Consider the following 16449-nt stretch of genomic DNA (forward strand, 5'->3'; position numbering starts at 1 on the left):
CCCGCTTTTTTTATCCCAGCGGACCGCCCTCAATGGTCTCGCACATGCCGGCCAGCACGCGCTCGCCGGTTTCCTGACGCAGCTCCTGATACCAGGCCGCCGTCGCCGCGGGATCTTTGCCGTGGGTCACGTCGCAGCGCTTGCGCGCTTTCAGCACCAGATCGCGGGTACGGCTCACCCGGCGCGCCTCATAGCGCCGCAGCGCATCCTCAATGCCCAGCGAGTGGGCGGCGAGAGAAGTCGCCAGCACCAGCGCATCCTCCATCGCCGCGCAGCCGCCCTGGCCAATATCCGGCGTGGTGCTGTGCGCCGCATCGCCCAGCAGCGCGACGCGACCGCTGACAAAACGGCTAAAGGGATCGATATCGTGGATCTCGACGCGGTTGGTGGTCGCCGGATCGATGGCGTCGATAAGCCGCTGCACCGGCTGCGCCCAGCCCTGGAAGTAGCGGCGCAGATCCGCTTTGACCGTGCTGCGGTCTTCCGCCAGGCCTTTCGGCAATGGCACGTCAAAAAAGAAGTAGAAGCGGTTGCCGCTCACCGGCATCAGCGAGACGCGTTTGCCTTCGCCGACGAAGGTGGTCCACTGATCGGCGGGCGCCAGCGCGGCATCGATCTCCACCAGCCCGTTCCAGTTGACGTAGCCGGCGTAGCGGCGCTCGACCTTTTCCCCCAGCACGCTCTGCCGAATAACCGAATGCGCACCGTCGGCGGCGATCAGCAGATCCCCCTGCGCGGTGGTGCCATCTTCGAACAGGGCAGTGACGCCGTGCTCATGCTGTTCAACCTGCGCCACGCGCTTGCCGAAGCTGACGCGTTCGCGCCCGTAGCTGTCGATCAGCATCGCCTGCAGTTCAGCGCGCGCCACCGGAGAGGGATATTCTCCTACCTGGCGCACCAGCGGTTCCATACTGAAACGCGTCAGGGTCGCGCCGCTGGCGAAATCCTGATAGGCCATAAAGGCCATATTGCCGCTCAGGGCGCGCAGCTGCGCTTTCAGCCCCAGCGCGTTAAGGCATTTAACGCCGTTCGGCCAGACAGAGATGGCGGCGCCTACCGGCTTCATCTCTTTTACCGCTTCAAAAACTTCTGTTTCAATGCCCACCTTCTCCAGCGCGAGCGCCGCGCTCATGCCGCCGATGCCGCCGCCAATTACAATCGCTTTCATAGATATCTCCTTGTCGATAACCTGAAGCTGCAACTTTTGTACCAACCCGGCAGCCCCCGTCTGGCGGGCTTTTACTGACAGCAGAGGGGCAGGGACGCGCCAGCAGCAGGCAGAAGGAGAGAATAAATGCCTCTTTTTGGTGCTTTGCGGTTTGCCTGAATCTTTCGTTTCAGGCAGGCGGCGGAAGTGTGACCGCCTGGCGCTTTTCCGCGCGCGGCGCAGACGTTTGTCTGTTCACCAGCCATACTTAGCCGGTGTCGAACCCAGGGAGAGTAAAAATGAAAAGTCGTTACATCATACTGCTGCTCGCCGCCTTACTGCTGGGGCAGAGTGCCATCGCTCAGCCGACGGCCTCGTCGACGCTGTTTAGCGGCCGGGCACCTGTGCCCCAGCTGACGCCCGTGGCGGCGAAGTGCGACCTCGCCAGCTGTCAGCAGAACTGCTACGTGGAGCGATCCCACTGCAATACGCGCGGCAACGGCTCCTGCAGCAGCCAGACGCAGATTTGCGTGCAGAACTGCGCCAGCCAGTGTAGATAACGCCATAAACGGCAAATCAGCAGGTTTGCCGTTTATAGATCGCGATCAAACCATCCTGCCGCCGTTTCCCTTTCCTGTGGGCCATCACCTAAAATAGGGCTTTTCTGCTGCCTGAACCGGGCTACTGGCGGACAAGTTCCGCCTCTTTTTAGGGATGTTATGACTTACCTTTATCTGTTTATCGCCATCGTGGCGGAAGTGATTGCAACCAGCAGCCTTAAGGCTTCGGAATCCTTTACCCGGCTCTGGCCCGTCGTGGTGTCGCTTGTTGGCTATAGCATCGCCTTCTATTTCCTGGCGCTGGTGCTGCGCACCATGCCCACCGGCATTGCCTATGCGATCTGGTCGGGCGTCGGCATCGTGCTGATTTCCGTCGTCGGCTGGGTGGTGTTTAAGCAAAAGCTCGATCTGCCCGCGATTATAGGCCTCGCGCTGATTATCGCCGGGGTGCTGGTAGTGAATCTTTTTTCTAAAACGGTAGGGCACTGAGGGAGTCTGGTTCACCTTATCCGCTACAACGCCTCCTGTGTCAGCAGCGACCCGCTTTTTATAACCCATGTCGCCACCGATCTGGACGTTGTTGATATGGCAGCAGACCAGGATAAGGTAATGGCCACCGGCTGGTTTACCCGCGCGGGAATGGGTCAGCTGAGCGCTGACGGCAAGATACCCGGCGGGCTGTCGCTGCTGATGCAGCCCTGTTATCAGGCCTGCTGCGCTGCGCGGTACTCCGCGATCAGCGTGTTAACCAGCTCCGCTGCCGCCATTTCCCGCGCCCGCATAACGCCCTGGCCCGCCCACTGCGCGTCAAAGCCGTGCTCGCCCTGCGACGTCGCGGCGGCGGCCAGCGCTTTGCCAAGGGAGTAGGTCAGGGGATAGGCAGGGATCGCCGCTGGCGGCAGGTCGCGCGTCGCACGGCAAAAGGCGTTGCTGAGGCAGCGCGCCGGACGACCGGAGATCGCGGCGGTCATTTCGGTTCCGGCGGCCGCGTCGTTTTTCAGCGCCGCGCGCCAGGCAGCATTCGCGGCTGACTCAGGGCAGAGCACAAACGCCGTGCCCAGCTGTACCCCTGCGGCTCCCAGCCTCATCATTGCGGCGATATCGCTGCCGTCCATAATGCCGCCTGCGGCGATAACGGGCAGGTCGCACGCCTTGAGTATCGCCTGCAGCAGCGTCCGGGTGCTCATCTGCGCATCCGCCTGTTCTGGATCGAAAATGCCGCGATGGCCGCCCGCCTCAAAACCTTGCGCCACCACGAAATCGATACCGGCGTCAGCGACCTGGCGCGCTTCATCGACCGAGGTGGCGCTTGCCAGAGTTACAATGCCTTGCTGTTTCAGCCGCTCAATAACCGCTTTTTCCGGCAGGCCGAAGTGAAAACTGACCGCGGCGGGCGCGGCATCGATCAGCAGCTCAAGCAGCGGGGAGTCGGCGTTGAACGTGGGGTAGATCTCGGTCAGCGTCGCGGGCGGCGGGACGCCATACTGCGCAAACAGCGGCGCAAAGCGCGCCAGCCAGGCGCGTTCGCGTTCGGCATCGCGCTGCGGTGGGGCGTGACAGAAGAGGTTTACGTTGACCGGGGCGGCGGTAAGCTGCCGCAGGCGGCTCAGCATAGCGCTGGCCTGCACCGGGGTAGAGGCACCCACGCTGATGGAGCCGAGCGCGCCCGCATTACTCACGGCGGCCGCCAGTTCGGGGGTAGAGACGCCCGCCATCGGCGCCTGAATCAAAGGAAAAGCGATCTGTAACGCACGGCAGAGGGGATTGTCCATCTTCGCTCCTGCTGGTGGAATTAAGAGCGGGCAGCATCGCGTTGTGGGAGAGGAAACGCAACTCCGGTGTTCAACTCTGCGCGTCAGGCAGCAAAAAACCATATATCCGCAGCAGCCTCTGCGGCGGCGATAGATCCAGATGCAATAGCGAGTGTAAAGAGTTAGATTATCACTTTACATTAGTTACAGCATACACAGGTCATATACATATTGATCATCATAACCTTCTGTGCATATATATCTTGTCTTACAGATAAAAGGGCAGCTGGCTTAACCGTCCGGAAGCGCAAGGCTTCCGGATAGTTGCCGCCTGTCAGACGCCACGCTCCAGCCACGCCGTAATCTGCGTCACCATTGCCTGAGTCGAGATGCCATAGCGATCGTGTAGCGTTGGCAGCGCGCCCGCGTCGAGGAAGGCATCGGGCAGGGCGATCTGCCGGAAACGGGGCGTCACGCCGTGGCGCAGCAGCGTCGCCGCGATGGCTTCGCCCAGGCCGCCGGTAATCGAGTGGTTTTCCGCCGTAATGACCAGCCGTCCCGCGCTGACCGCTTCGCCGGCCTCGCGCAGTATCGTCGCCTCGTCCAGCGGCTTGATCACCGGAGAGTGCACCACAGCGACCTCAATGCCGTGGCTTTCCAGCTGTTCAGCCGCCTCCAGCGCGCGCATCGTCATTAAGCCGCTGCTGATAATCACCGCATGTTTGCCTGAGCGCAGCCGCTGCGCTTTGCCGTGCTGATAGCGATAGTCATACTTATCCAGCACCAGCGGCACCTTGCCGCGCAGCAGGCGCATATAGACAGGCCCCTGATGATCGACGATGGCGGGCACTACCTGGCTGATTTCCCGCGCATCGCAGGGATCGATAATCGTCAGGTTGGGCATACCGCGAAATATCGCCAGATCTTCGGTCGCCTGATGGCTTGGACCGTAGCCGGTGGTGAGACCGGGCAGGGCGCAGGCGATTTTCACGTTCAGATTCTCTTCGGCGATCGCCATGCAGATAAAGTCATAGGCGCGGCGCGAAGCGAACACCGCGTAGGTGGTGACAAAGGGGGTAAAGCCTTCGCGCGCCATGCCGGCGGCGGCGCTCATCAGCAGCTGCTCCGCCATCCCCATCTGAAAGAAACGGTCGGGGAAGGCGTCGGCGAAAAGGTGCAAATCGGTATATTTGCTCAGATCGGCGGTTAAGCCGACGATATCCTGACGCTGACGCGCCAGTTCGACCAGCGCATGGCCAAAGGGCGCGGCTTCCGTCGGCTGGCCCTCGGCGGCAATCGAGGCGATCATCGCCGAGGTCGTCAGGCGTTTTTTTAACGTTGAAGTGCTCATCTTATTCTCCCTGTTCCAGCGCAGTAAGGGCTTTATCCCACTCATCGGCGTCGACGCGGATAAAGTGGGTTTTCTCCCGGGTTTCCAGAAAAGGCACGCCTTTGCCCATTCGGGTATCACAAATAATTACGCGCGGCTGCGCTTGCGGCCAGTTGCGCGCGGCGTCAAAGGCGGCAACCAGCGCATCGATATCGTTGCCGTCCACCCGCTGCGCATACCAGCCGAAAGCCTGCCAGCGCTCGAGGACAGGCTCGAACGCCAGAATCTCGCTGCTGTGGCCATCCGCCTGCTGGTTGTTGACGTCGATAATCGCGATCAGATTATCAAGCCGCCAGTGCGACGCCGACATGGCGGCCTCCCAGGTCGAGCCCTCATTCAGTTCCCCGTCGGAAAGCAGGTTATAGACCCGCGAGGTCGAGCCCTTACGCTTCAGCCCCAGGCAGGCACCAACCGCAATGCCCAGTCCGTGGCCGAGCGAGCCGCCGGTGATCTCCATACCGGGGGTATAGGCCGCCATGCCCGACATCGGCAGACGGCTCTCGTCGCTGCCGTAGGTTTCGCGTTCCGCCTCGGGGATCACGCCCGCTTCCAGTAGCGCCGCATAGAGGGCGATAGCGTAGTGGCCGATAGAGAGATAGAAACGATCGCGGCCTTCCCATTCGGGATCCTCGGCGCGATAGTTCAGCGCATGGAAATAGCTTACGGCGAGCAGATCGGCGGCACCCAGCGCCTGACCGATATAGCCCTGGCCCTGAACCTGGCCCATCAGCAACGCATGGCGACGAATGCGCGCGGCGCGCTGCCGCAGGGTCAGCGGCGCCGACGAAGTAAGAGTATGCATAGAACCTCCTGATTAACGATTAACGTCCGCTGCCCGAATACGCAGCACGCAGAGCGCGCCGAGCAGCAGAACCGCAGCGATAAAGTACATGCCCGACGCGGGCGAACCGGTAAGCGTGGTAATCGATCCGATAAGCCAGGGCGAAAAGAATCCGGCGAGATTGGCGAGGCAGTTCACCGCCGCGATGCCCGCAGCGGCAGAGACGCCGCCCAGCAGATTGGTCGGCAGCATCCAGAACAGCGACGAGGCGGAAAGAATGCCCGCCGCCGCCAGGCAGAGGAAGAACAGCGACAGCGTGACGCTGTGGCCCAGCAAAGTCGCCATCGTCAGGCCCGCCATGCCGAGCACCATCGGCACGATAAGATGCCAGCGCCGTTCGCGATGGCGATCGCTGCTGCGGCCCGCCATCAGCATAAACACGATGGCGCACAGATAGGGCAGGCTGGTGAGCAGGCCGATATGCAGCGGCTCGCGGATGCCGGCATTTCTTACCAGCGTCGGCAGCCAGAAGGTCAGGGCGTATTGACCCATCACCACGCAAAAGTAGATCGCCGCCAGCGTCCAGAGGCGTTTGTCCGCCACAAACTCTTTAATAGTGCCGTGATGCGACTTTTGCTGGTTATCCTCATCCAGTTCGGCGCGTACCATGCTTTTTTCGCCTTCATCGAGCCAGCTCGCCTGCTCGACGCGATCCTTCAGCACCAGCAGCACTACAAACCCCATCAGGATGGTGGGGATCGCCTCCAGCATGAACATCCACTGCCAGCCGGCCCAGCCGTGCGATCCGGCGAAAGTTTCCATAATCCAGCCGGATAGCGGGCCGCCGATCATGCCGGAGAGCGGAATGGCGACGAACCAGAGCACCGTCATGCGCGCCCGACGATGGGCGGGAAACCAGTAGGTGAGATAGAGCAGCAGCCCGGGCGCCAGTCCGGCTTCGGCAACGCCAAGCAGGAATCGCAGCAGATAGAACTGCCATGCGGTCTCGACAAAGGCGAAGGCGCCGGAGATCAGGCCCCAGGTGATCATAATGCGGGCGATCCAACGGCGCGCACCGACGCGATGCAGGATCAGATTGCTGGGTACCTCAAAGAGAAAGTAACCAAGAAAAAAGATCCCGGCGCCGAGGCCGTAGACCGTTTCGCTCAGTGAGAGATCGTCCATCATTTGCAGCTTGGCGAAGCCGACGTTGACGCGATCCAGATAGGCGCAGAGGTAACACAACATTAAGAACGGCATCAGGCGCCAGGCGATTTTGCGATAGGCGCCGTCGCGCGCAGCGACCGCCGCACCGATATTCAGCGTTGTCATGATTATCACTCCGGGAGTGAACCAGCAGCCAGGCTGCTGGAGAAAAGGGGGACGATCAGTGGATCAGCATGCCGCCGTTCACGTCTAAGGTGACGCCGGTAAGGTAGCTGGAGAGATCGCTGGCGAGAAACAGCGCCGCGTGCGCCACGTCGTCAGCTGCGCCAAGACGCCCGAGGGGGATCGAATCGATAATGGCGTGACGGCGCTCGTCGTGCAGCAGTCCGCCGGTGATATCGGTCTGGATCAGGCCGGGCGTCAGGGCATTGACGCGGATCTGATCCGGCCCGAACTCGCGCGCCATCGCTTTGGTCAGACCCAGAACGCCCGCCTTCGCGGCACTGTAGTGAGGACCGCCGAAAATGCCGCCGCCGCGCTGCGCCGATACCGACGAGAGACAGACGATGCTGCCACCGCCCTGACGCTGCATCGCAGGGATCACCGCCTGCGACATCAGCAGCGTGCCGCGCAGGTTGACATCCAGAATGCGGTTGTAGTCTTCGAGGCCGATCTCCAGCGTTTTCACCGGCTGCGTAATGCCGGCGTTATTCACCAGCACGTCGATGCGGCCGTATTCCTTCATGACCTCAGCGACGGCACGCTGAATCGCCTCGGCGTCGGTGACGTTGGCCGCAAGGCCCAGATGGCCGGATCCCAGCTCCAGCGCGGTGCGCTGCGCTGCCGATTCATCAAGATCGAGCACCACCACGCGCGCGCCATGGTGAGCGAAGCAGGCGGCCGTAGCGCGTCCAATACCGCGCTGAGACGCGGCGCCCGTAATAATCGCAACTTTCTCTTTCAGCAACATAACTGGCTCCAGATTCTTTTTTTATAGGGTTCGGTATCGCTACCGGCAGGGTTCATCCTCAGCATCAGAAATAGCGCGTAAAGTGGCAATGCAAAAAAATTCATTTGATGCTGAATGAAATTGTTGGTTTGATGCAGTTAACATTTTTCAATGTTTTAAACGGACATAAATCACAAAATCGCGAGCGGAAACAGTTATGGAAAAACCAGTCAGCCAGCTTCCTTCATTAAAATCACTGCGCGTCTTTGAAGAAGTGGCGCAGTCAGAAAATGTGGCTCGCGCGGCGGAAAAATTAAATATCACGCCGTCGGCGGCGAGCCACCAGCTGGCAAAACTGGAAAAGGAGCTGGGCTCGATTCTGTTTCACCGATCGGCAAAAGGGGTAGCGTTAACCCTGGCGGGCGAGCGCTATTTGGCGGAGATTCGTCCGCTGATCCTCAGCCTGACGCAGGCTACGGCGCGGCTGCGCAATGAGAAAGATCGCAGCGCGCTGCGCATTCACTGCGCCCCCAGCTTTGGACTGTTATGGCTGCTGCCGCGTATTCATCAGTTTCGCGAAGCGCACCCGGACATACAGGTTTCGCTCTCCTGCTCCTATGAGAACTTATCCTTCAGCCGCGATAATATCGATATTGCGGTACGCCACGGTTTTCCGGAATGGAAGGCGTTTGAAATAAAAACTATTCGCCATGAAAAAATGTCAGTGCTGGCGTCGCCCGACTATCTGGATAAATATCCGCTGCGTGCGCCGGACGAATTAAATAACCACGCGCTGATCCTTTCCGAATCGCCGTTAATTCAGTGGCCGCAGTGGTTCGCCACGCAGCAATTGCCGCAGCCGACTCAGGAGTGGCTGTTTCGCTTCGATCGCTCCTATATGAGCCTTGAGGCAGCGATGCTCGGCCACGGGCTGATTTTCGAAAGCGAACTGCTGGCTGCCGACTATCTTCGCAGCGGCAAACTGGTCAGGGTATTTGATGACGCCATGAGCCTGCCGGTCAGCGCCCATCACCTGGTTTATCCGCGCGGCTATGCGCAGTTCCCGCGCGTCAGTTACTTTTTGCAGTGGATTCAGGCGCAGCTGGACGCCTGATGGGAAAGCGCCAGTCGCGCTACTGTCACATTCACGCCAGACGGACTAGTTTTTATTGCTGGACGCGCGATGCTGATCTTCTCGACTATCTTTTTCGTACTGGCGAGCCGCCGCGTTCGTCACCGACATAGCGTGCGGCAGCAATATTGTCGACTTAATTACCGCCGGGGCACGCGCCCTGGCTTTAATCGTTGCCGGAGACATCAGGTCATGCACAACCTTGATATTCAGGTATTAAACACAGGATTGCAGTGGGTTGACGCGCATGAGGTATGGCTCTGTACGGTGCTTTCAACCTACGGATCGTCGCCGCGACCGCCCGGCGCGATGATGATCATCCGCAAAGAGGGGCATCACTGCGGCTCGCTGTCAGGCGGCTGCGTTGAAGAGAGTTTTATTGAGCATATCGATCGCAACGCTTTTCCGGCCGCCAGCCAGGTGGTGCGCTACGGTGAAGGCGGATTTGAGCCGGACAGGGCGCTGCCGTGCGGCGGCGTGCTCGATATTTTGGTGGAAAAGCTGCCGCCCGGCGCAGAGAGCCGCGCCTATTTGCAGCAAATGCACGATGCGCTGGTCGCCGCGACGGCGGTGAAAAAGAAAATTATTCTGCCGCATCCCTGTTATGCGCTGGAGCCGGCCGCCTATACCAGCAGCACGCTGACTTACCGCGACGGGGCGGCGATAACGCTGACGCTCTCGACCGCACCCAGGCTGGTTATCGGTGGGCTTTCCAGCGTCGCGGTGTTCTGCGCCAATTTTGCCGTTGCGCTCGGCTTTGAAACCATCGTCTGCGAACACCGCGACGAGGCGCTGGCGAATATGGCCTCGGCGCTGGACCCAAACGTCAGGCTGATCAAGCAGTTTCCCGCCGTTTATCTGGAGCGGAAGGGCTGCCATGCCGGGACGGCGATCCTGTCGCTTACCCACGATCCGCGCATTGACGACCTCACCATGATGGAGGCGGTAAATCTGCCTGCGTTCTATATCGGCGCGATGGGATCGAAAAAGAACAGCCTGAGAAGAAAAGAGCGGCTGGGCCAGTATGGCGACCTGGCACCCGATCAGATCAGCCGCATTCACGCGCCGGTCGGGCTCGATATCGGCAGTAAAACGCCGTCGGAGATCGCGCTGTCGGTAATGGCGGACATTGTGCGCTACAAAAACGGCTGCGTAGCGGCGGCGCAGCCGAGGCTGGCAGAAGTGTGCGGGCAGGGAAGTTTGCTATGAGGATCGCCATTCTGGTGATGGCGGCCGGCTTTAGCCGCCGCTTTAAAGCGAGCAGCGGCGAGCATAAGCTGCTTGCCTCGCTCAACGGCAGGCCGGTTTTACAGCACACGCTGGACCATGCCGTTGCTACCGGACTGGATGTTTTCGTGGTGACGCGGCCGGAAGACAGGGCAATCCATACGCTGATTCCTGCTGGCCGCGCGGTTATCTGCCGCAGCGCGGGTATCGGCGACTCTATCGCGGCGGGGGTAAAAGCCACAGCGGACTACGACGGCTGGCTGATTACGTTAGGTGATATGCCGTTTATCGCGGAGGAAAGCCTGCTGGCCGTGGCGGATGCGCTGCATCATGCACCGCTGGTTCGCGCGCAGGTTGAAGGCAAGCCAGGGCACCCGGTGGGATTTCAGCACGCGTTTTATTCCGCGCTAGCAGCCCTGACCGGCGACAGCGGCGCGCGTGGGGTGCTTAACAGCGCGCCGTGTCGGGCGGTGGCGTTAACGGACAAGGGATGTCTGCTGGATATTGATACCCGTTCAGATCTTCAGCGTACTGTTGCGCTTTAGCGGCTCAGCCAGAGAGGTTTCCGGCTGAGAAGGGGGTTAAATAGTCACTCCGCCGGCAAGCAAGTTGAAATGCGCCCGCCGCCCGTTATTATCGGCATGACGGCGGCGGTCAAATAAAGGTCTGTTATGAAATCAACAGCTCTGCAAAGCATGTATCGTTCTGCAAGCGAGAACACGATCGCAGCCTGGGCGAAAAATGCAGGAATCGGGGACATCCGCGAGGGAAACTACTACGATCCCGTAAAACTCTCTCTTGCAGCAGGTATAAAGCAACACACGGCTTTCATTTTACTTTCTTACCTCTGACTCTGCCGCTTTATAATCCTCACGAGCAACTGCCAGCGAAAGTAGAGCAATTGACCCGCATCTGGGGTGAGTTTCATGCAAAAAAAATTGTTATCAGGCATCTTCGGTTAGTTGCGCTGCCTGGCCAGCTGTTGCTTGCGGGCATTCCTGAGAGTCCTGCAATAGCTTTGCGCCAGTCATTCTGCGAGAAGGTGCTGAATTCCCAATGGAAAAATGAGCTGCTGATGCGCCACACCGGCAGCTCATTGCCGGCACCATTCTGGCACAGCACCGTTTTACGCTACAGCGCGACTTTTTTACCCGTGACCCTGCGTCAGTTCTTTTTTGAACGTCAGGGCATTAATTTCGGCGATGTGACTGGAGAGCTGATATTAGCGAGATGCAACTACAACTGGACAGAGTGTTATCCGCTGGCATGTTAACTGAGGCGAGGTAAGAGCCTGTGTTGCTGGCCGGGAAGTTAAACTCTGCAGATAACATCTCAGCGTTATAGCTGATTAAGCGCAGCAGCGTCATTACAAGGGAGAATGATGAAAAGATTCATTACGCATCACGAGTTACGGCAACAACTTCTGCAAGATCCGGCGTTCCGGGCTGCTTACGAGGCTGAATGCCAGAATCCTGAACCGGATTATCAGATTATCCGCCATCACGATGATGGAACTGAAGAACTGGTGTATGACTCGCGGCAGGAGAAGCAGGACAGGCTGGCTATCAACGATTCTACTGAACGCGCTGACCGGATAGCCGATGATAAATAGATCGAGTAAAACTGGGATAGTCGCAAAGATATGACCAGAGCAGTTACGGCCCGAAAACGGCAGTTTCCCGCTACCGATATTTAGGTGCACATAATGTATATTATGTTAAATGAGATATTAGCCGCAGCAAACAGAGATCTCTCAAAGAGCCTTTATTCTCCCTCCTCTTCTCTTTTGACTCGAACCTTTCTATACAGTATGTCGCGGTGGCGCTCTCCAGCAATATCTGACTCTGTTCCTTCGGACGGTCAGCGCTGTAAACCTGCGAAACTATGTGGCTGGTCTGCGCCTCTGGTCTGAAAGGCTCCGTCGGACATTCGCTAAATGCTTTAACGCGCTGTTCAGCCTGCACCTGCGTCAGGTTGTTCGTCCGATCTTTTTTACCCTGTTCGTAAAACTGCCGCAGAAACGCCGTCATCCAGCGGTAATTATGCTCCCGGCGCGGACGCGTATTGGGATCGAAGTGAATGCTGGAGAGTTTCGCAACGGCATGGCTGGCGGTGTTAGTACGCGCCAGTTGCGTTAAGGTCGATAACTGGCAGGATGGCTACGTTACCGGCGTAAAAGAGATCTGAATTAGTAAATGAATAAATTCGGCCTGTTATCGTCACATTTACGTGCGAACCATAGCCGGTTATTCTGGCGCTGCCGGTGTCAGCAACCATAAAAGGCGTGCGCTTTTTAAGGTGCTCCCGCGGATTACCCTGTTGCTTTGTGTCCAGGTAATAACGATAAACATCCGAAACCGTTGCACCACCACCCTTGTACTTTGTTACGTACAAATACACCTCTGGCGTGATTTGCTGCTCTGAATAAAGCTCGTCGTCCGGTGGCTGTGATGCGTAATAGTGAATAGTCGCATATCCCACCACAATCAACAGAAGTACAGCAGTGAGCGCGCGGTGCAACCACTTAATAACCGTGCTGTTTGGCATAAACTATTCCCTGTTTAATCCAGATTCCATTGATAACAGATGCGGGTAAATAATTACCCATTTAGCCTGTGGGTTCAATTGACACGCACCGCTTATGGCGTTAAAGGCGTTCTCTTTCTACGCCCTCTTCTCCTTTCGGCTTCTTATGCGCGCCACGCATCAAATCAGAGAACCAGAATGAAGCCACAGACAAGCGGTCTCCCTTTCCTCGGTACCGAGCCTGAATGCGGCTTTATCAGGTGTTAAGCATTCAGGGTTTCAGAATCACTTTGGTCCACCCCTCGTCGCGGTTGTCAAAGTGCTTATACCCCTCGGGCGCTTCTGCCAGCTGCAGCCGGTGCGAAATAATTTGCGCCGGATTCGCCTTGCCCTGATGGATAAGTCTGGCAAGCTGACGGTTATAGGCCTTAACGTTGCACTGACCGGTCTTAATCGACTGACCTTTAAACCAGAAGTTGCCAAAATCGAAAGGCATCTTGCCCTGTTTAGCCAGTTCGCTTGCCGCACCGGGATCCTGCGGAACAAACACGCCTACCGCGCCAATGCCGCCCGTCGCTTTGGTTGATGCCACCAGACTGTTCATGGTGGCGGAGTTATCCTCATGGCCATGTTTATTACAGCACTGGTAGCCTACGCATTCGCAGCCGCAATCCGTGCCGCGCCCGTCGGTTAACTCAAGAATTTTATTTACCGCCTCATCGCCAACGCCATTGATGGCCACTGCGCCGATTTTTTCCGCTAGCGCCAGTCGATCGGGATGCGTATCAACCACAAACACCTGTGATGCGCCCTTAATGATGGCGGAATGCGCAGCCATCAAGCCGACCGGACCCGCACCATAAATGGCGACGCTTTCTCCTGGTCGCAACCCCGCCAGCTCGGTGGCATGCCAGCCGGTGGGAAAGATATCGGACAGCAGGACGTAGTCTTCCTCCTTTTCAACCGCATCCGGCGGCAGTACCAGACAGTTAAAATCAGCAAAGGGAACGCGCAGTAATTCCGCCTGGCCGCCATCCCACGGCCCCATTTCGGCAAAGCCATAGGCCGCGCCGGCCGTTCCGGGGTTGGCCGTCAGGCAGTAGCCGGTTAACCCTTTTTCGCAGTTTTCACAGAATCCGCAGCCAACATTGAACGGCAGGCAGACATAATCACCCACTTTTATCCGCTCTACGGCGCCGCCGACCTCAATGACCTGCCCCATATTTTCATGACCAAATATGCGCCCCTGTTCAAAGCTGGTGCGCCCCTCGTACATATGCAGGTCAGAACCGCAGATGTTGGTGGTGGTGATACGGACAAGCACGTCGGTTGGCCGAACAATTCTGGCATCCGGAACATCTTTTACTGAAACATCGAAAGGCCCGTTGTAAACGACTGCTTTCATAATGTTCTCCTCTTATGAGTGATCGGTTTATGGCGGCGACTGCGGCTACTTGCTGTCGCCCCCATAGTGACACCGCCTCGTCAATCAAATATTTTGACTGACTTTTAAGTGTAGAACATCTTTTAGCTCACATTTTAATCAACTATGTCACTTTGTAACAGTGATTAATGGCTGCGCTTAGCCAGTTTTTTTGAACGAAGCACGGGCCGGGATTACTGGATGCTGGCAATAGCGACCCAGTTTGCATCCTTGCCAACGGGCGCTTCGGCAACCCGTTGCAGTTCGCCGCTCTCTTTAATGGCATAGCTGCCGATGACCGCACTCTTCTCGCCGCTGGCGATCAGCCAGCGCCCGTCTGGCGTAATGGCGATGCCGCGCGGCTGTTTTTCAACCCGCCAGCTGTTGATGAGCTGCAGCTTTCCATCCTGTGGGCTGACGCGGTAGCCGGTTACCGTGCTGCTGGTGCGCTCCGTCACGTAGAGAAAGTGCCCGTCTGGCGTAATGTGGATATCAGCTGCCCAGATGCGCGGCGTGGTGTCGCTGTAGCTGGCGGTGCGCTCCACGCCGTGCTGCAGCTGATATTTCTCCGCAACCGCGCTGGGATAGTCTGCCACCTTTGTCAGCGTGCCGTCGGGCTGCCGGACGAACTGCGTGATGGCACCGCTCATTTCGCCGACGTTATAAAGGAAGCGATTATCCGGCGACAGCGCCGAGTGACGCGGCCCGCTTTTCTCCGCCGTGGCGACGAAACCTGGCTCCAGCGGCGTCAGCTGGCCATCCGGATGCAGCGCGAGCTGCAGAACGCGATCGGTGCCCAGCACGCCGACGTAAGCTGAGCGATTAGTCGCATCCACAATGACCGAATGCGCGGCGTGACCGGTCTCTACCTCCGATATGAAGGGCGCCGCCAGCTTCCCGTCCGCGCCGAGACGATAAACATGCACCAGGCCGCTATCGTAGGAAGCCGCCAGCAAAAAGCGCCCTTGCCTGTCCAGGCTGATATAGGGATAGCTTGCGGCCGCCACGCACGCTGACGACGGCGTCAGCGCCCCGCTCTTACCGTTAACAGACCAGCTCGCCAGCCGCATCGGCTGGCTGCGCACGGCAGCATAGAGCGTCTTTTTATCGGGGCTGATTGCCATCGGCATCACCTTGCCGCCCGCTGGCGTATCGCCAAGGTGCTTCAGCACGCCGGTCCGTTCGTTCAGGGCGTAGCGCGCGATATTGCCATCCTCCGCCGCCGATACGTAGACAAAGGTCTGCGCCAGCAGTGAACCGCTAAAGGCCATGCCCAGCAGAAGAATCGACTGGCGCAGCGCCAGGGAGTTATTCATGTGTCACCTCAGTGGGTTAAGAGTTGCCGCTTCAGGTATACGCAGCCGGACGCGACCGGGTTATGTGTGGCTGCCAGAGGCCTGTTGGGGATTTGCCCAAAATGCCAGCGTATTCATATTGTTACATAGTTGTTATCTTTTATCATTTATTCAGAAATGTGTGCTGGCTCACTGCCGATTAGCCCGCTAATCCTCTGAAACGCAGCCGGTTGCCCGCAATGACCAATGCGGTTAAATCTCGCCTGGCCCGAACCTGCTACTCTTAGCCTCCACATCTGGAGGATCCATGAATTCACTAATTGATATTTTTACCAGCCATAAAAGCGAACGCAGTTTTACCGAGCAGCCGATTGATGACGCGATTCTGGATCGCATTATCAGCACCGCTTACCGCGCGCCGACCTCGGTTAACTCGCAGCAGGTCTCTGTGGTGGTAACCCGCGATGCGGCGAAGCGTCAGGCGATCTCGCAGATTGCCGGCGGCCAGCCGTGGATCGCCAAAGGGCCGGTATTTCTGACTTTTGTGCTGGATATGCATAAATCGCGCGTGGCGATGGAAGCGATCGGCCGCGAGCAGATCGCGCAGCAGAGTATTGAAAGCATCGTTTCCGGCGCCACCGATGTGGGCATCGCGCTGGGCTCGGTGATGGCTGCCGCGCGCGCGGAAGGCCTCGGCATCGTGCCGATTGGCGGCATCCGCCGCGACCCAGAGGCGCTGATTAGCCTGCTTGAGCTGCCGGAATATACCTTCCCGGTCGCGGGCGTGGTGATTGGCTATGTCGATGAGCCGTCGCACCAGAAACCGCGTCTGCCGCTGGAGACCTTCCGTCACGAAGAGACCTACCGCACAGCGGGCCTGGAGGAGAAGATCGCCGCCTACAATCAGGAGATGGTGCAGCACTGGCAGAACATCGGCCGTTCCGATGGCGAAAGCTGGAGCGAAAGCGTCAGCGGCTATTATCAGAACATCTATTTCCCGCACGTGCTGGGGGCACTGAAAAAACAGGGTTTCGGCAACGATAAATAACCCCTGCCGCCGCGCTGGCCCGCGGGAGCGCTACCTCTTTAAGCCAGCGCGCT

17 protein-coding genes and 1 pseudogene are annotated in these 16449 nt (G+C 58.4%); 8 read left to right on the forward strand and 10 right to left on the reverse strand.

Features of this window, described 5'->3' with window-relative positions:
• Positions 1-10 precede the first annotated feature (10 nt).
• Complete coding sequence (gene hpxO, locus LB453_RS12265) at positions 11-1168, reverse strand: FAD-dependent urate hydroxylase HpxO (protein ID WP_103795790.1); 1158 nt, start codon at positions 1166-1168, stop codon at positions 11-13.
• Between the two features lie 278 nt (positions 1169-1446).
• Between hpxO and LB453_RS12270 the strand changes: the two genes are divergently transcribed.
• On the forward strand, positions 1447-1707 hold the full coding sequence (locus LB453_RS12270) for a hypothetical protein (RefSeq protein ID WP_103795789.1): 261 nt from the start codon (positions 1447-1449) through the stop codon (positions 1705-1707).
• 159 nt (positions 1708-1866) lie between these two features.
• Positions 1867-2196, forward strand: a complete 330-nt coding sequence (locus tag LB453_RS12275; protein ID WP_103795788.1) for an SMR family transporter — start codon at positions 1867-1869, stop codon at positions 2194-2196.
• Between the two features lie 215 nt (positions 2197-2411).
• On the opposite strand, the gene LB453_RS12280 is transcribed toward LB453_RS12275, so the two are convergent.
• The 5 genes from LB453_RS12280 to LB453_RS12300 all read right to left on the reverse strand — a co-directional run bounded on the left by LB453_RS12280 (position 2412) and on the right by LB453_RS12300 (position 7766).
• Positions 2412-3479, reverse strand: coding sequence for an NAD(P)H-dependent flavin oxidoreductase (locus tag LB453_RS12280; protein ID WP_103795787.1), 1068 nt, complete (start codon positions 3477-3479; stop codon positions 2412-2414).
• 313 nt (positions 3480-3792) lie between these two features.
• On the reverse strand, positions 3793-4809 hold the full coding sequence (locus tag LB453_RS12285; protein WP_103795786.1) for a transketolase family protein: 1017 nt from the start codon (positions 4807-4809) through the stop codon (positions 3793-3795).
• Between the two features lies 1 nt (position 4810).
• Complete coding sequence (locus LB453_RS12290) at positions 4811-5650, reverse strand: transketolase (RefSeq protein ID WP_103795785.1); 840 nt, start codon at positions 5648-5650, stop codon at positions 4811-4813.
• A gap of 12 nt (positions 5651-5662) precedes the next feature.
• Positions 5663-6961: an MFS transporter gene (locus tag LB453_RS12295; protein WP_103795784.1), complete on the reverse strand. Its 1299-nt coding sequence runs from the start codon at positions 6959-6961 to the stop codon at positions 5663-5665.
• 55 nt (positions 6962-7016) lie between these two features.
• Complete coding sequence (locus LB453_RS12300) at positions 7017-7766, reverse strand: SDR family NAD(P)-dependent oxidoreductase (protein WP_103795783.1); 750 nt, start codon at positions 7764-7766, stop codon at positions 7017-7019.
• A 196-nt stretch (positions 7767-7962) separates the two neighbouring features.
• On the opposite strand from LB453_RS12300, the gene LB453_RS12305 reads away from it, so the two are divergent.
• The 5 genes and pseudogenes from LB453_RS12305 (at position 7963) to LB453_RS12325 (ending at position 11716) form a co-directional block, all read left to right on the forward strand.
• Positions 7963-8859: a LysR substrate-binding domain-containing protein gene (locus LB453_RS12305; protein ID WP_103795782.1), complete on the forward strand. Its 897-nt coding sequence runs from the start codon at positions 7963-7965 to the stop codon at positions 8857-8859.
• A gap of 210 nt (positions 8860-9069) precedes the next feature.
• Positions 9070-10086, forward strand: coding sequence for an XdhC family protein (locus LB453_RS12310; RefSeq protein ID WP_103795781.1), 1017 nt, complete (start codon positions 9070-9072; stop codon positions 10084-10086).
• Positions 10083-10649 carry an NTP transferase domain-containing protein gene (locus LB453_RS12315; RefSeq protein WP_224481755.1) on the forward strand — a complete coding sequence of 189 codons (567 nt, stop codon included), beginning with the start codon at positions 10083-10085 and terminating at the stop codon, positions 10647-10649. Before LB453_RS12310 ends, LB453_RS12315 begins: the two co-directional genes overlap by 4 nt.
• Before the next feature lie 126 nt (positions 10650-10775).
• Positions 10776-11377: pseudogene (locus tag LB453_RS12320) on the forward strand (hypothetical protein).
• A 120-nt stretch (positions 11378-11497) separates the two neighbouring features.
• Positions 11498-11716, forward strand: coding sequence for a hypothetical protein (locus tag LB453_RS12325; RefSeq protein WP_224481771.1), 219 nt, complete (start codon positions 11498-11500; stop codon positions 11714-11716).
• Between the two features lie 100 nt (positions 11717-11816).
• Here the strand turns inward: LB453_RS12325 and LB453_RS23440 are convergent, their stop codons facing one another.
• From LB453_RS23440 to LB453_RS12345, 4 genes are all read right to left on the reverse strand, one after another.
• Positions 11817-12233 (reverse strand): Exc2 family lipoprotein, encoded by a 417-nt coding sequence (locus tag LB453_RS23440; RefSeq protein ID WP_224481772.1) that lies wholly within the window; start codon positions 12231-12233, stop codon positions 11817-11819.
• The gene (locus LB453_RS12335) at positions 12220-12651 is read right to left on the reverse strand and encodes a hypothetical protein (RefSeq protein ID WP_103795777.1); all 432 of its coding nucleotides are present in this window, start codon (positions 12649-12651) and stop codon (positions 12220-12222) included. The genes LB453_RS23440 and LB453_RS12335 overlap by 14 nt, the downstream gene beginning before the upstream one ends.
• Positions 12652-12901: 250 nt before the next feature.
• Positions 12902-14035 (reverse strand): glutathione-independent formaldehyde dehydrogenase, encoded by a 1134-nt coding sequence (locus LB453_RS12340; protein ID WP_103795776.1) that lies wholly within the window; start codon positions 14033-14035, stop codon positions 12902-12904.
• Positions 14036-14247: 212 nt separating this feature from the next.
• Positions 14248-15369 carry a lactonase family protein gene (locus LB453_RS12345; RefSeq protein WP_103795775.1) on the reverse strand — a complete coding sequence of 374 codons (1122 nt, stop codon included), beginning with the start codon at positions 15367-15369 and terminating at the stop codon, positions 14248-14250.
• A 286-nt stretch (positions 15370-15655) separates the two neighbouring features.
• On the opposite strand from LB453_RS12345, the gene LB453_RS12350 reads away from it, so the two are divergent.
• Positions 15656-16396, forward strand: coding sequence for a nitroreductase family protein (locus LB453_RS12350; RefSeq protein ID WP_103795774.1), 741 nt, complete (start codon positions 15656-15658; stop codon positions 16394-16396).
• The last annotated feature ends 53 nt before the right edge of the window (positions 16397-16449 follow it).

It is taken from the genome of Pantoea agglomerans, from assembly GCF_020149765.1.
Taxonomy (GTDB): domain Bacteria; phylum Pseudomonadota; class Gammaproteobacteria; order Enterobacterales; family Enterobacteriaceae; genus Pantoea; species Pantoea alvi.

Bases quoted from the DNA above. Each gene is read 5' to 3' on its own strand.
- LB453_RS12335 (WP_103795777.1), bottom strand. From the start codon at position 12,651: ATGCCAAACAGCACGGTTATTAAGTGGTTGCACCGCGCGCTCACTGCT.
- LB453_RS12285 (WP_103795786.1), bottom strand. From the start codon at position 4,809: ATGAGCACTTCAACGTTAAAAAAACGCCTGACGACCTCGGCGATGATC.
- LB453_RS12275 (WP_103795788.1), top strand. From the start codon at position 1,867: ATGACTTACCTTTATCTGTTTATCGCCATCGTGGCGGAAGTGATTGCA.
- LB453_RS12290 (WP_103795785.1), bottom strand. From the start codon at position 5,650: ATGCATACTCTTACTTCGTCGGCGCCGCTGACCCTGCGGCAGCGCGCC.
- LB453_RS12280 (WP_103795787.1), bottom strand. From the start codon at position 3,479: ATGGACAATCCCCTCTGCCGTGCGTTACAGATCGCTTTTCCTTTGATT.
- LB453_RS12345 (WP_103795775.1), bottom strand. From the start codon at position 15,369: ATGAATAACTCCCTGGCGCTGCGCCAGTCGATTCTTCTGCTGGGCATG.
- LB453_RS12310 (WP_103795781.1), top strand. From the start codon at position 9,070: ATGCACAACCTTGATATTCAGGTATTAAACACAGGATTGCAGTGGGTT.
- LB453_RS12305 (WP_103795782.1), top strand. From the start codon at position 7,963: ATGGAAAAACCAGTCAGCCAGCTTCCTTCATTAAAATCACTGCGCGTC.
- hpxO (WP_103795790.1), bottom strand. From the start codon at position 1,168: ATGAAAGCGATTGTAATTGGCGGCGGCATCGGCGGCATGAGCGCGGCG.
- LB453_RS12350 (WP_103795774.1), top strand. From the start codon at position 15,656: ATGAATTCACTAATTGATATTTTTACCAGCCATAAAAGCGAACGCAGT.
- LB453_RS12340 (WP_103795776.1), bottom strand. From the start codon at position 14,035: ATGAAAGCAGTCGTTTACAACGGGCCTTTCGATGTTTCAGTAAAAGAT.
- LB453_RS12270 (WP_103795789.1), top strand. From the start codon at position 1,447: ATGAAAAGTCGTTACATCATACTGCTGCTCGCCGCCTTACTGCTGGGG.
- LB453_RS12295 (WP_103795784.1), bottom strand. From the start codon at position 6,961: ATGACAACGCTGAATATCGGTGCGGCGGTCGCTGCGCGCGACGGCGCC.
- LB453_RS12315 (WP_224481755.1), top strand. From the start codon at position 10,083: ATGAGGATCGCCATTCTGGTGATGGCGGCCGGCTTTAGCCGCCGCTTT.
- LB453_RS12300 (WP_103795783.1), bottom strand. From the start codon at position 7,766: ATGTTGCTGAAAGAGAAAGTTGCGATTATTACGGGCGCCGCGTCTCAG.